Origin of the sequence: Thauera sp. SWB20, assembly GCF_000831325.1 — a bacterium.
In the GTDB taxonomy this organism is placed as follows: domain Bacteria; phylum Pseudomonadota; class Gammaproteobacteria; order Burkholderiales; family Rhodocyclaceae; genus Thauera; species Thauera aminoaromatica.
This window is the reverse complement of sequence record NZ_JTDM01000012.1, coordinates 15,303-29,535: the sequence shown is the minus strand read 5'-3', so window position 1 is coordinate 29,535 and position 14,233 is coordinate 15,303. Positions and strand designations below refer to the sequence as shown.

The 14,233-nt window shown below is 70.7% G+C and carries 11 protein-coding genes; 5 read left to right on the top strand and 6 right to left on the bottom strand.

Translation table 11 applies throughout. The features are described from left to right. The first annotated feature begins 11 nt into the window (after positions 1–11). The 3 genes from PO78_RS02905 to PO78_RS02895 are packed head-to-tail and all read left to right on the top strand — an operon-like array spanning position 12 to position 4,314. Complete coding sequence (locus PO78_RS02905) at positions 12–2,765, top strand: molybdopterin-dependent oxidoreductase (RefSeq protein WP_043741933.1); 2,754 nt, start codon at positions 12–14, stop codon at positions 2,763–2,765. Next, on the top strand, positions 2,762–3,409 hold the full coding sequence (locus tag PO78_RS02900; protein WP_004301603.1) for a 4Fe-4S dicluster domain-containing protein: 648 nt from the start codon (positions 2,762–2,764) through the stop codon (positions 3,407–3,409). The genes PO78_RS02905 and PO78_RS02900 overlap by 4 nt, the downstream gene beginning before the upstream one ends. After that, entirely contained in the window at positions 3,409–4,314 is a 906-nt protein-coding gene (locus PO78_RS02895; RefSeq protein WP_043741932.1) for a DmsC/YnfH family molybdoenzyme membrane anchor subunit, read from the top strand. Before PO78_RS02900 ends, PO78_RS02895 begins: the two co-directional genes overlap by 1 nt. Positions 4,315–4,348: 34 nt before the next feature. On the opposite strand, the gene paaX is transcribed toward PO78_RS02895, so the two are convergent. Continuing rightward, complete coding sequence (paaX, locus tag PO78_RS02890; protein ID WP_004324810.1) at positions 4,349–5,308, bottom strand: phenylacetic acid degradation operon negative regulatory protein PaaX; 960 nt, start codon at positions 5,306–5,308, stop codon at positions 4,349–4,351. 193 nt (positions 5,309–5,501) lie between these two features. Between paaX and PO78_RS02885 the strand changes: the two genes are divergently transcribed. Continuing rightward, positions 5,502–6,338, top strand: coding sequence for an extracellular solute-binding protein (locus PO78_RS02885; protein WP_043741930.1), 837 nt, complete (start codon positions 5,502–5,504; stop codon positions 6,336–6,338). Between the two features lie 198 nt (positions 6,339–6,536). On the opposite strand, the gene hmpA is transcribed toward PO78_RS02885, so the two are convergent. Then, the gene (hmpA, locus tag PO78_RS02880) at positions 6,537–7,736 is read right to left on the bottom strand and encodes an NO-inducible flavohemoprotein (protein ID WP_043741929.1); all 1,200 of its coding nucleotides are present in this window, start codon (positions 7,734–7,736) and stop codon (positions 6,537–6,539) included. 155 nt (positions 7,737–7,891) lie between these two features. After that, complete coding sequence (locus PO78_RS02875; RefSeq protein WP_231570607.1) at positions 7,892–8,362, bottom strand: Lrp/AsnC family transcriptional regulator; 471 nt, start codon at positions 8,360–8,362, stop codon at positions 7,892–7,894. Between the two features lie 170 nt (positions 8,363–8,532). Between PO78_RS02875 and leuA the strand changes: the two genes are divergently transcribed. Beyond that, the gene (gene leuA / locus PO78_RS02870) at positions 8,533–10,245 is read left to right on the top strand and encodes a 2-isopropylmalate synthase (protein WP_043741928.1); all 1,713 of its coding nucleotides are present in this window, start codon (positions 8,533–8,535) and stop codon (positions 10,243–10,245) included. 22 nt (positions 10,246–10,267) lie between these two features. Here the strand turns inward: leuA and PO78_RS02865 are convergent, their stop codons facing one another. From PO78_RS02865 to PO78_RS02855, 3 genes are read right to left on the bottom strand one after another with little or no spacing between them, the layout of a single operon-like run. Further along, positions 10,268–10,516 carry a hypothetical protein gene (locus tag PO78_RS02865; RefSeq protein ID WP_004324820.1) on the bottom strand — a complete coding sequence of 83 codons (249 nt, stop codon included), beginning with the start codon at positions 10,514–10,516 and terminating at the stop codon, positions 10,268–10,270. A 26-nt stretch (positions 10,517–10,542) separates the two neighbouring features. Then, positions 10,543–12,198 (bottom strand): PEP/pyruvate-binding domain-containing protein, encoded by a 1,656-nt coding sequence (locus tag PO78_RS02860; RefSeq protein ID WP_012584296.1) that lies wholly within the window; start codon positions 12,196–12,198, stop codon positions 10,543–10,545. A 26-nt stretch (positions 12,199–12,224) separates the two neighbouring features. Further along, positions 12,225–14,153: a DUF47 family protein gene (locus PO78_RS02855; RefSeq protein ID WP_012584295.1), complete on the bottom strand. Its 1,929-nt coding sequence runs from the start codon at positions 14,151–14,153 to the stop codon at positions 12,225–12,227. Positions 14,154–14,233 lie beyond the last annotated feature (80 nt).

Here is a 14,233-nt window from a genome sequence, read left to right as displayed (position 1 = left end):
AGGAGTCCGCGATGACCGCCGCCACCGCCCGCAACGAACGCAAGATTCCGAGCTACTGCTACAACTGCGTCGCCGGCCCCGACTTCATGACCGTCAAGGTGATCGACGGCGTGGCCACCGAGATCGAACCCAACTTCGCCGCCGCCGACGTGCATCCCGCGCGCGGCCGCGTATGCGTGAAGGCGCACGGCCTGGTGCAGAAGACCTACAACCCGCACCGCATCCTGCAGCCGATGAAGCGCACCAACCCGAAGAAGGGGCGCAACGAGGATCCGGGCTTCGTACCGATCTCCTGGGACGAGGCGCTCGATACCATCGCCGCCCGCCTCGCCGCGGTGCGCGAGAAGGGCCTCGTCGACGACTCCGGCCTGCCGCGCGTGGCGGCCAGCTTCGGCCATGGCGGCACGCCGGCGATGTACATGGGCACCCTGCCCGCCTTCCTCGCCGCCTGGGGGCCGATCGACTTCAGCTTCGGCTCCGGCCAGGGCGTCAAGTGCGTGCATTCCGAGCACCTCTACGGCGAGTTCTGGCACCGCGCCTTCACCGTCGCCGCGGACACGCCCAACTGCCGCTACGTGATCTCGATCGGCAGCAACGTCGACGCCTCCGGCGGCCCGTGCGCGGTCACCCGCCACGCCGACGCGCGCGTGCGCGGCTACAAGCGCGTGCAGGTCGAGCCCCACCTGTCGATCACCGGCGCCTGTGCGTCCGAGTGGGTGCCGATCCGCCCCAAGACCGACCCCGCCTTCATGTTCGCGCTGATCCACGTGCTGGTGTGCGAGCACAGCCTCGGGCAGCTCGACCTCCCCTTCCTGCGCGACCGCACGTCCTCGCCCTACCTGGTCGGCCCCGACGGCCTCTACCTGCGCGACCCCGACAGCGCGAAGCCGCTGGTGTGGGATCCCGCCGCCGGCCGCGCCGTGCCTTTCAACACCCCGGGCGTCGAGCCCGCGCTCGAAGGCCGCTTCTGCGTCGCCGCGGCGGTGACCGTGGATGCCGACGACGCCCGCCATGCGCTCGTCGACGTGGAGGGCACGCCCGCCCACACGATGCTGGTCGAGCACATGCGCAAATACACGCCGGAGTGGGCGGAGGGCATCTGCGACGTGCCCGCGACCACCATCCGCCGCATCGCGGGCGAGTACCTCGAGAACGCGCAGGTCGGCGCCACCATCGAGGTGGACGGCGCCACCCTGCCGCTGCGCCCGGTCGCGGTCACCCTCGGCAAGTCGGTGAATAACGGCTGGGGCGCCTTCGAGTGCTGCTGGGCGCGCACGGTGCTCGCCACCCTGGTGGGCGCGCTCGAGGTGCCGGGCGGTACCCTCGGCACCACGGTGCGGCTGAACCGCCCGCACGACGACCGCCACCTCAGCGTCGCCGCTGGCGAGGACGGCTTCATGGCGCAGAAATTCAACCCCACCGACAAGGAGCACTGGGTCGCCCGGCCCACCGGCCGCAACGCCCACCGCACCCTGGTGCCGATCGTCGGCAACTCGGCATGGAGCCAGGCGCTCGGCCCCACCCAGCTGGCGTGGATGTTCCAGCGCGAGGTGCCGCGCGACTTCAACATGCCCAAGCCGACCCTGCCCGACATCTGGTTCATCTACCGCTCCAACCCGGCGATCTCGTTCTGGGACACGCCCAGCCTGGTGGAGACGATCGCCACCTTCCCCTTCACCGTGTCCTTCGCCTACACGGTGGACGAGACCAACTTCTTCGCCGACCTGCTGCTGCCTGAGGCCACCGACCTCGAATCCCTGCAGATGATCAAGGTCGGCGGCACCAAGTTCGTCGAGCAGTTCTGGACCGCGCGCGGCGTGGTGCTGCGCCAGCCGGCGGTCGAGCCGCAGGGCGAGGCGCGCGACTTCACCTGGATCAGCACCGAGCTGGCGCGCCGCACCGGCCTGCTCGAGCCCTACAACAAGGCGATCAACCGCGGCGCCGGCGGCGTCTCGCCGCTCGCCGGCGAGGGCTACGACTTCAGCCTCGACCCCACGCGCACGCACGACGTGGACACGATCTGGGACGCCATCTGCCGCGCGGCGAGCACCGATCTCTCGCAGGGGCAGGAGACCCACGACCTCGCCTGGTTCAAGGAGCACGGCTTCTACACCGTGCCGATGCCGCAGCGCTCGTGGTACCTCACCCCCACCCTGGCCGACAAGGGCCTGCGCTACGAGCTGCCCTACCAGGAGCGCCTGCTGCGCATCGGCCGCGAGCTCGGCAACCGCCTGCACGAGCACGACATGCACTGGTGGGACACCCAGCTCTCCGAATACACCGCCCTGCCCGAATGGCACGACGTTCCCGGGCGCTGGGAGCAGGCCCTGGTCGACAGCGGCGCGAAGCCCGAGGACTACCCGCTGTGGCTGCTCGCCACCAAGAGCATGCAGTACCACACCGGCGGCAACGTCAGCATCGCGCTGATGCGCGAGGTGGCGCAGAACGTGCGGGGCCACGCCGGGGTGATCATGAACGCCAACACCGCCAGGCGCCTCGGCATCGCCGACGGCGACCGCGTCGAGATCCGCTCGCACATCGGCGCCACCTACGGCAAGGCGGTGCTCGCCCACGGCATCCGCCCCGACACCCTGGTCATCCCGGGCCAGTTCGACCACTGGGCCACCCCGGTCGCCAAGGATTTCGGCATGCCCAGCCTCAACACCGTGGCGCCGATGTCGCTCGAACTCACCGACGCCACCGGCTCGGGCGCCGACATCGTGCGCGTGGCGATCCGCCGTCTCGAAGGGAGCACCGTGCAATGACCCGCTATGTGATGAGCATCGACCTGCGCCGCTGCGTGGGCTGCCAGACCTGTACCGCGGCGTGCAAGAACGCCAACGCCACCCCGCCCGGCGTGCAGTGGCGCCGCGTGCTCGACCTCGAGACCGGCGAGTTCCCCGACGTGCGCCGCAGCTTCCTGCCGACGGCCTGCATGCACTGCGCCGAGCCGCCGTGCGCGGCGGTCTGCCCCACCGAGGCGACGCAGAAGCGCCGCGACGGCCTGGTCACCATCGACTACGACGTGTGCATCGGCTGCGCCAACTGCGTGATGGCCTGTCCCTACGAGGCGCGCTCGATCGTGCACGAAGCGCGCTTCGCCTACGGCGAGCAGCCGATCGCCTCCGAGGCGATCCGCTTCGACCCGTCGCGCATCTCGGTGGCGACCAAGTGTTCTTTCTGCAAGGAACGCATCGACGCCGCCGCGGCGAGCGGACGCATCCCCGGGCGCGACCCCGAGGTCACCCCGGCCTGCGTCAACTCCTGCATCTCGGGCGCGATGGTCTTCGGCGACATCGACGACCCCGACAGCGCGGTCAGCCGCCTGCTCGCAAAAACCCAGCACTTCCACATGCACGAGGAGCTCGGCACCGGTCCGAGCGTCTATTACATCTGGGATCACGCCTGATGAAACCGAACCGTTCCCCCCTCCCCGGCCAGCCCGCACCCCGCCTGCAGCAGCACTGGGACTGGCGCGCCGCCGGCAACTTCATCTGCGGCGGCAGCGGCGGCGGGCTCGTGCTGTTCGCCGGGCTCGCCGGCCTCGCCGGTGTCGAGGTGCGCCCGCAACTCGCCGCCGGCCTGCTCCTCGTCGCCCTCGGGCTGCTGTGCGTCTGGTTCGAGATCGGCCGACCGTGGCGCGCGCTCAACGTCTTCCGTCACATCCGCAGCTCGTGGATGACGCGCGAGGCCTCGGTCGCACTGGCGCTGTTCGGCGCGGGCGTGCTCGCCCTCTACACCGCCCACCCCGCCGCGCAGGCACTCGCCGGGCTGTGCGGCCTCGCCTTCGTCTACGCCCAGGCGCGCATCCTCGCCGCCGACAAGGGCATCCCCGCCTGGCGCCATGCGCGCTGCGCGCCGCTGGTACTGGGCACCGGACTGGCCGAGGGCGCGGGCCTGATCGCCACCACCCTGGCGGGCGGGCTGCAGATCGCCGCCGCGATGGCCCTCGTGCTCGCCCTGTGCGCCCGCCTGCTGCTGTGGAGACGCTACCTCGACGGCCTGCGCGCCGATTGCGCCCCGGCCCCCAGCGTGCAGGCCTTCGAGGCGATCGCGGCGCGCATGGTGCGCGTCGGCCACCTGCTGCCGGCTGGGCTCGCGCTGCTCGCCGCGGCGGGCATCCTCGCCGGCGTGCCCGGCGCGGGCAGCGCGCTCGCCGCGGCGGGTCTGCTGGCTGCCGGCGCCGGCTGGTGGTTCAAATACACCCTGATCCGTCGCGCCGCCTTCACCCAGGGCATCGCGCTCAAGCATCACCCCGTGCGCGGCGGCAAGCCCGCCGGCCTCGCCAGCGCACCCCGCCTCGGCAACGCCTGAGCGGCCATGCGGGCGGGCGCCTCACAGCGCCCGCTCAGCCCTCGGCCGCGACCTCGTCCGTCGCCGCCGGCGGCAGCTCCAGACCGCCGAAGCGGCGGAAGAACTGCGCCGACGGCGGCGGCAGCGGCCCCTCGGGCGTGGCGCAACTCGCCTGCAGGTGCCGGCACGCCGCTCGCCAGCTCAGCCGATACAGTCGCGCGCACAGCTCGCGCGCCGCGTCCCCCCGCCAGCGGTTGGGCATGACCTGCACCGGCAGCTGCGGATCGTGCAGCAGCACGCGGCGGAACTCGTGCATCAACAGGGTCTGCACCAGGAAGGCCTGCTCCGGCTCGGCCTCGCCCGCACCGAAGGCGCGCAGCAGCGGCCGGAAGTGCTCGATGAAGCCGTCGTAGGTGGCGGCGATCGCCTGCAGGTCCCAGCACTCGCGCACCAGCTCGTCGGTGGCCGCGCCGGTCACCCCGTCCAGGCCGCGCGCGGTGAGCGGCACCACGCGGTCGCGCAGGCCGCAGCCGTCGAGGATGTTGCGCAGGGTCGAGGCGTCGTCGGTCGGGCGCAACAGCACGCCGGCGTTGAGCGCCCCGTAGCCCGCCCAAGACAGCTCCCGGCGCAGGTTGTCCGCCACCCGCGCCTCGAGCGCGGAGGGCAGCATCACCACCTGCCAGGTCCCGCTCCAGCCCTCCCCCTCGGGCTCGAAGATCCGCCGCCACGCCGGCGCGAAACGGCGCATGCCGGATGCGGCGAGGCGGTAGTAGCTGCGCCGGCCGACCTGTCCCGACTCCAGCCAGTCGTCCTGCACCAGCCGATAGACGCTGGTGCGCACCACGCGCTCGTTGAGCCCGAAGGGCGCCATCAGCCGGATCAGGTCGGCCAGCCACACCACGCCGCCGTGCACCGCGATCAGGTCGCCATACACCGAGATGATCAGCGAGTTGGCGCTGATGCGCCGTCCGGCGAGGTGGGCCTCGACCCAGCGTTCGATCACGCGGCTCTTCATGCGCTCTGGTCCATGTCCGTGGTGCGCGGCGGCATCCACGCCGCTGCGGCCCTCCATCCTATGCAGATCCCTTCATATTGATCCATCCCACCCGCCTGCCTAGATTGCCCGAGGCTCATCCGTCGCCGCAGCCGCCGCGACGGCCACGACACCGCCCACCCCGCGAGCCCACCCCCAATCGAGGAGACTCCGCATGACCCGCAACACCCGCATCGCGCGCATCCGCCGCAGCCTCGCCGGAATCGCCACCGTGGCGATCGGCCTCTTCGCCGCCCCCGCAATCGCCCAGCAGGCCACCTCGATCGTCGTCGCCTCGACGACCTCCACCGAGCAGTCCGGTCTCTTCGGCCACATTCTGCCGCAGTTCAAACAGGCGACCGGCATCGACGTGAAGGTGGTCGCGCTCGGCACCGGCCAGGCCCTCGACGTCGGCCGGCGCGGCGACGCGGACGTGGTGTTCGTGCACGACGCCGACGCAGAGCGGAAGTTCGTCGACGAAGGCCACGGCATCGAGCACCGCAAGGTGATGTACAACGACTTCGTGCTGATCGGGCCGAAGGACGACCCCGCCGCCACCCGGGGCAAGGACATCACCGGTGCGCTGCAGAAGCTCGCCGCCGCCAACGGCAACTTCGTGTCGCGCGGCGACAAGAGCGGCACCCACGCCGCCGAGCTGCGCTACTGGAAGGCCGCCGGGGTCGACAACAAGGGGAGCGGATACAAGGAATGCGGCTGCGGCATGGGCCCGGCACTCAACATGGCGGCATCGAGCGGCGCCTACGTGCTCGCCGACCGCGGCACCTGGCTCAGCTTCAAGAACCGCGCCGACCTCGCGGTGCTGGTCGAAGGCGACACCCGCCTCTTCAATCAGTACGGCGTGATGGTGGTGAACCCCGAGCGCCACCCGCACGTGAAACAGGCCGAGGCGCGCAAGTTCGTCGAATGGGTGGTTTCGCCCGCCGGCCAGGAGGCCATCGCCGCGTACAAGATCGAGGGCGAGCAGCTCTTCTTCCCGAACGCCGGGCAGTAAGGCGAACGGGGCAGGAGCGACGGGCGACGCGATCGGCTGGTGCCGAAGCGAAGGCGCGGACTCCAGGCACTGCAATCGCGACTTGCGTCGCTCCTACCGAAAAACACCGGACCGGCGCCGACCCCGGGCGGCCGCGCTGCGCACACGCGAGGCCGCGGCCCCGCGGCCGGATCGAAGCCGGACGAGCCGGCCCCGGCCTCAGGTCGCGATGCCGCCGGTGTCGAAGACCTCGGCATGGATGCGCGCCGACTCGACCCCCAGCTCGTGCAGGGTCGCGATCTGCGCCTCCAGGAAGCCGACCGGGCCGCACAGGTAGTAGTCGGCCCCCTCTGCCAGCACCTCGCCCGCCAGCGCGCGCAGATCGACACGGCCCGCCTGCACCGGTGCCGAAACCGCGCCTTCGTCGTGGAACAGATGCAGCCTCACCTGCGGGTTGCGCTCCGCCACCTTCGCCAGATGCGCACCGAAGGCGAACACCGCGGCATTGCGGCAGGCATGCACGAACTGCACCGGACGCGAGGGCGCCGCCGCTACCAGGCGGTCGAGCATGGAGATCATCGGCGTGATGCCGACCCCGCCGCTGATCAGCACCACCGGGCCGTCGAGGGTCTCGTCGAGGAAGAACTCGCCGAAGGGCGGCGCCAGCTCGAGCATGTCGCCCACCTTGTAGAAGTCGTGCAGGCGGTTCGACACCCGACCGGCCGGCGTGGTCGCGCCCGCCGGCTCGCGCTTCACCGAGATGCGGAAGTGCATGGCCCCCGGCGCGATCGACAGCGTGTATTGGCGCAACTGCATCACACCGAGCTCGGGCACGAACACCCGCGCGGTGGTGTACTGGCCGGCGCGGTAGGCCGGCAGCGGGCCGCCGTCGCAGGGCACGAGGTGGAAGGACGTGATCTCCTCGCTCTCGCGCACCTTGTCGATGATGCGGAAGCTGCGCCAGCCGCTCCAGCCGCCATCGGCGTTGCAGGCCTGGTTGTAGAGCTTGCTCTCGGCGTCGATGAAGACGTCGGCAAGCGCGCCATAGGCCACCCCCCAGGCGGCGATCAGCTCGTCGCTGGCGGCGTCGCCCAGGACCTCGCGGATCGAGGCCAGCAGGTGCTTGCCGACGATCGGGTAGTGCTCGGCGCGGATGCCCACGCTGGCGTGCTTGTTGGCGATCAGGGTGATCACCGGCGCCAGCACCGAAGGGTCGTCGATGTTTTCGGCGTAGGCCAGCACCGCCATCGCCAGCGCCACCGGCTGCTTGCCGGTCTCGTTGTGCGACTGGTTGAAGATGTTCTTCAGTTCCGGGTTGTGGCGGAACATGCGCTGATAGAAATACGTCGTCAGGGCAACGCCGTGCTCCTTGAGCACAGGGATGGTGGCCTTGACCAGTTCGCGAACGCGGGCGTCCATGTCGTCTCCTTGGGGGTCCGCACACGGCGGACTTCATTTTGGATGAACTCGAGCGCGGCGCAAGGGCCACGCAGCCCGGAGATCTTGGACGCAGACACCCGCCCCCGCTATCCGCTCACAACGTGACATATATCCAGTTTGTGCACACCCGGCGCTCAGGCCCCCGGCAATGGCAGCGCCGTCTTGTCGATCACCCGCCGCAGCACGAAGCTCGAATGCACGCCGGTGACGCCGGGGATACGGGTGATGCGCTCGAGCAGCAGCGCCTGGTAGCCGTCCATGTCGGTCACGACCACCTTGAGCTGGTAATCGGCGTCCTGGCCGGTGATCAGCAAACACTCCAGCACCTGCGGGATCTTCTCCACTTCCGCCTCGAAATGCGAGAAGCGCTCCGGCGTGTGGCGATCCATCGAGATGTGGATCAGCGCCATCAGCGACAGGCCGAGCTTCCTGGCGTCGAGCAGGGCGCGGTAGCCGCGGATCAGACCGGACTCTTCCAGCGCACGCAGCCGGCGCAGGCAGGCCGAGGGCGACAGCGCGATGCGGTCGGCGAGCTCCTGGTTGCTGATGCGGCCATCCTGCTGCAGCAGCTCCAGGATCTGGCGGTCGTAGCGGTCGAGTTGCACGATCGGGCGCTCCATTCTTTCCGAAAGGCAGATTATTTCATTTAACTTAATAATTACGCACGTTTCTGCACAAAGAAGCGCGCTCGCACCGCAACAACGCAATCGTCTGCCGCCGCACGGCGCGTAGACTTTCGTCCATCGAATCACGCCATGCCCACGAGGACCGCGCCATGATGTTGCAGAACCCCGCCGCCAAGTACCGTCCCTTCGCCCCGATCGCGCTCGCCGACCGCCAGTGGCCGAACAAGCTCATCGAGCGCGCCCCGATCTGGATGAGCACCGACCTGCGCGACGGCAACCAGGCGCTGTTCGAGCCGATGAACGTCGAGCGCAAGATGCGCATGTTCCGCACCGTGTGCGAGATCGGCTTCAAGGAGATCGAGGTCGGCTTCCCGTCGGCCTCGCAGACCGACTTCGACTTCGTGCGCGCGCTCATCGAGGGCGGCCACATCCCGACCGACGTGACCATCCAGGTGCTCACCCAGGCGCGCGAGGACCTCATCCGCCGCACCATGGAGTCGGTACGCGGCGCGCCGCGCGCGATCATCCACGTCTACAACGCCACCTCGCCCACCTTCCGCGAGCTCGTGTTCGGCATGGAGAAGCCGCAGGTACTCGCGCTCGCGGTCTCCGCCGTACGGCTGATCAAGCAGATCGGCGCGGAAATGGAGAAGGAGTGCGGCACCGAGATCCGCCTCGAATACAGCCCGGAGACCTTCTCCGCCACCGAACTCGACTTCGCCCGGGAGGTCTGCGATGCCGTCACCGCCGAGTGGGGCGCCACGCCCGAGAACAAGGTCATCCTCAACCTCCCGGCCACGGTCGAGGTCGCCACGCCCAACGTCTATGCCGACCAGGTCGAGTGGATGCACCGCAACCTCGCCCGCCGCGACAGCGTGGTGCTTTCGTTGCACCCGCACAACGACCGCGGCAGCGGCGTCGCCGCCGCCGAGCTCGGCCTGATGGCGGGCGCCGACCGCGTCGAGGGCTGCCTGTTCGGCAACGGCGAGCGCACCGGCAACGTCGACATCGTCACCCTCGCCCTGAACATGTACACCCAGGGCGTGTCGCCCGGGCTCGACTTCTCGGACATCAACGCGGTCGCGCGCACCGTCGAGTACTGCAACCAGTTGCCCATCCACCCACGCCACCCCTATGTGGGGGATCTCGTGTTCACGGCCTTCTCCGGCTCCCACCAGGACGCCATCAAGAAGGGATTCGCCGCTCAAAAGGCTGGCCAGCCGTGGAACGTGCCCTACCTCCCGATCGACCCCGCCGACGTCGGCCGCAGCTACGACTCCGTGATCCGGGTGAATAGCCAGTCCGGCAAGGGCGGGATCGCCTACCTGCTCGAGACCGAATACGGCATCGTGATGCCGCGCCGCCTGCAGGTGGAGTTCTCGCGCGAGGTGCAGCAGGTCACCGACGCCAGCGGCGGTGAGATGTCGGCGGCAGCGATCTGGGATCTGTTCCGCAGCACCTACCTCGACAACGTCGAGCCGGTGCGCTACGTCGAGCACCACCTCTTCGAGCATGGCGCGGCGCAGGGCATCCGCCTCGTGGTCGAGTTCGGCGGCACCCGCCACCTGTTGGTCGGCGAGGGCAACGGCCCGATCGACGCCGCCATCCACGCCTTGCGCGGCGCCGGCATCGACGTCCAGGTGCGCAGCTTCGAGGAGCGCTCGGTGGCGCCCAGCGAGAACGGCGGCAACGCCCAGGCCTGCGCCTTCCTCGAGCTCACCGAGGCAGGCGGACAGGGCGGCGATCGCTACGGCGTGGGTATCGATGCCAACATCGTCACCGCCTCGATCCGCGCAATCCTCAGCGGGGTCAATCGCCTGCAGCCGGACTGCGCCCGCGCACCCGCGGCGCGCGCAGCCTGAGCAGCGACGGCACCCGCTGCCGCTACACCTGGGACGGCCGGCTTTCGCAACCCGCGCCAGCCGGCCGCGCAGTGCTGCAGCTCGCGCAGTGATAGCCGTAGCGCGAGCTGCCGCGCACCACCTGGCGGCGTCCGCTCACCGACTGGCGCTTGCCGCAGCGCCGGCACATGAAGGTGGGAATGGTCACGCCGGCCAGCTTGGCCTGGCGCTCGGTGGCGTCGCGATACAGTTCGATCGCGCACTTGTGGCCGTAGCTGGATCTGAAGCTCATCGAACAACCCTCCCGCCGGAAAATCTTCAGGACTGCAGCGCCGCGACCTCGCGTCCGTGCAGCGCGTCGAGGCGCGCGAGCAGCGCCTGCGGCACGACTTCGACAACCGCCGCGGCGCCTGCATGGATCGCGCCCTCGTTGCCGTCCAGAGTCAGCAGCTCGCCCTCGCGCAGGATGTGACCGCCGAGTTCGAGCGTGCGCCCCGCCTCGTCGAGACGCAAGGCCTCGCAGCCGACCAGGCAGACCTTGCCGAGCTGGCGCGCGACCACCGCGGCGTGCGCAGTGCGCGCGCCACGGCAGGTGAGCAGGCCCTCGGCGAGTTCGAGCGCGGCGAGATCGCGCGTCTCGGCGTCCTGGCGCACCAGGATCAGCTTCGCCCCCGCGGCGTGGCGGGCACGGGCGCGCGCCTCGTCGAAGACGATCTCGCCACAGGCCACCCCGCTCGCCGCGCTCGCGGCGCGGCCGAGCGGCACGAGCGCGGCACCGTCGGCGCGCACGATGCGGTGCTCGGCGAGCGCGCGCACATCCAGCGCGGCGGTGCGGACACGCGCGGTTTCCGCATCGATCACGCCCTCGTCGAGCAGGTCGAGCGCGATCCGCGCCGCCGCTTGCGGCGTGCGCTTGCCGGCACGCGTCTGCAGCAGGTGGAGCACGCCCTGCTGCACGGTGAACTCGAAGTCCTGCATGTCGCCGAAGGCGCGCTCCAGGCGGGCGGTCACGTCGAGCACGGCCTGCCACACCGCGGGGGCGACCGCGGCGAGCTCGTCGTGGCCGTGCGCGCTGCGCCGGCCGCTGACCACGTCCTCGCCCTGCGCGTTGAAGAGGAAATCCACCCATGGCCGCGGCTCGCCGCTGCTCGGGTCGCGCGTGAAGCCCACGCCCGCGCCCGACAGCCCGCCGGCGTTGCCGAACACCATGCGCTGCACCGTGACCGCGGTGCCCATGTCGTCGGCCAGGCCGTGCATCGCGCGGTAGGCGCGCGCCTTGTCCGCATGCCAGGACGCGAACACCGCGGCGATGGCCTGGCGCAGCTGCTCGTGCGCATCCTGCGGGAAGGCCTCGCCGGCTTCGCGCCGGTAGGTGTCGAGGTGGCGGGCGGCGAGCTCGCGCAGCGCCGCGAAGTCGAGCACGCGCTCGTCGCCCTGGCCGCACTCGCCACACTCGCCGCGCACGGCCTCGAGGTCGGCGTCGAAATGCTGCGCGTCGATCCCGGCGACCACCTCGCCATAGCCGGCGATCAGGCGCCGGTAGGCATCCCAGGTCAGGCGTGGATGGCCGCTGACGCGCAGCAGGCCGGACAGCGTGGTCTCGGTGAGGCCGATGTCGAGCAGGGTCTCCATCATCCCCGGCATCGACACCGGCGCACCGGAGCGCACCGAAAGCAGCAGCGGATGGCGCGTGTCGCCGAGGCGCAGCCCGCTCAGGCGCTCCAGCTCGGCGAGCGCCGGCCGCCACGCGGCCTCGGCGAGCGCGCCGGGTTCGGCACACCATCCGGTACCGATCACGAAGGCCGGGGGCACCGGCAGGCCGAGCGCGGCCATGCGCGCGAGGTTCCACGCCTTGGAGCCGAGCGCCTCGGCGCTGCAATCGGCGGGCAGGGGCGCGTCGGCGTGGATCAGGCGGACGACACGACGGGCGTCGGCCGGCGCGGCGGCGGACGCCGCATCGGGATGCGCCATCATCGGACTCTCCTCGTTGTGTTGCGCGCTCATCGCCCCACCCCCGCGCGGCTGAAGACCAGCCGGCGCAGGCCGTAGCCGGTCGCCAGCAGCCAGTCGGTGGCCGACTCGAGCGCTTGGGCGAAGTCCGTGCTCAGGTTCAGCGTCGCCGCGTCGCTGACGTGCTCGGCGAGCGCGCGGCGCACGTCGCGCAGCAGCACGTCGCACTGGCGCTCGGCGTTGAGCACCCGCCACAGCGCGGCGACGAACGCCTCGTGGTCCTCGGCGCTGCTGTCCTCGCCGAATCCGCGCGCAATCTCGAGCGCGCGCACGTGGTCCTGCGCCGCACCGAGCACCGCGTCGGCGAGCAGCTGCATGGTCTGGTGCACCTCGCCGCGCCAGCCCTGGTGGTGATCGGCGGCGATCAGCGAGAGCAGGAAGGCGGCCTCCTCGAGCGCGTCGGCGACGTCGTCGGCGGTCTCCACCAGCTCGGCGAAGGCCTCCCAGCGCGGTCGCGCCTCGGCGCGCGCACGTGCGTCCATCACCAGCTGGTCGGCGCGGCGCTCCCAGTCCTTGGCGCGCTCGGAGAATTCGCGCGCCGCCTTGCGGTCGCGCTCGTGGCCGTGGGCGAGGCCGTCGCGCAGACCCTCGGCGAGCGCATGGCAGTAGGCCGCGTGTTCGGCGAGCAGGTCGAACTCGTCGTGCCGGTGCAGGTAGCGCGCGAGCAGCAGGCGGGTGTCGTCCGCGACCAGCGCGAGCGGCTGGCGCTGCTGCATCGCCGCGCTCGCCAGCGCCATGCTCTCGAGTACGAAGGCGCGGGCCTTCTCGGTGCCGAGCACGCCGTCGAGGCGGTCGCCGATGCGGAAGTACTCCGGCCCTAGCGCCTGCATCGCGCCGAACACCAGCTGCTCGCCGCCGGCGGCCAGCCAGGCCATGTGACCGACGCGCCGGCGTGCGGCCTCGGCGAGGATCGCCACCGCGTCGGTCTTGCCGACGAACTGTTCGAGCCGCTTGCGCGCGCGGTTCCAGTCGATGAGGAACACGATGCGCGTGCCGATGCCCTCCAGCACCCCGCACAGCGCCTCCTCGTCCGCACAGTCGAAGGTCGCGGTGCCGACGTAATAGGTGGCGCCGAAGTTGAGCCCGGCGCTGGTGCGCGCCTGCGGCTCGCTCCAGTTGGCGCCGACCTCGCACAGCAGCGACTGGAAGAAGGCGAAGCGGCGACGGTGGAGATCGGAGTAGGTGAGCACGACGCGCAGACCCTCGACCTGAATCACCAGCACGTGGGCGTCGTTGGTGCCGATATCGTTCTGCAGCAGCAGGCGCGCACCGTCGCGGGTGGCGGCGGTGTCCAGCCCGGGATGATCGAGCTTGAGCGCACGGGTGGCGTTGAGCCCGCGCATGAAGGCGGCGATGCGCGAGCGATCGGTCGCATCCACCTGCCATACGTGGGCGCCGTCGATGGTCTCGCTGGAGAGCTCCGAAGCGAGCCGGTTGAGCGCCTTGTGCAGGTCCATCACCAGCAGGTGCAGGCTGTCGTCCTTGCCGCGCTTGCCGCTGGTGAGCGCGTGGAGCTGGGCCGACGACAGCGTGTCCGGCGCGAGCGCTTCGAGCCAGGCGCACCAGTGCGCACAGCGCGCGGCGAAGTCCGCATCGCCTTCGAGCGGGCGCGCCATGGTGCACAGGTCCTCGGCGAGCAGGCCGGCCAGCCGGTCGAGCCCGGCCACATGCAGCTCCTTGCCCTCGCGGTAGGCGGTGGCCGGCAGCTGCGCCAGCCAGGGCGCATCGACTCCGGCGACGGCGAACTCGCGCGCGAGGTCGAGCGCGCGGGCGTCGCCGCGCTGCGCGCAGTCGTGCGCCGCCTGCAGCACGCTGAGATAGAGCTTCAGTCGATCGTTGGCGGCCAGCGCCGCACGCACGCGCGCCGGCCTGAGCAGTTCCGCCTGTCCCAGGCTGGCGACGGCCTCGATCTTCTCCATGACATCCTCCCGGTATTCGTGAAGGATTCTGTGGGTGAAATGTGACAGTCATGTCACGATGAATCCGCACCTTGCTGCGC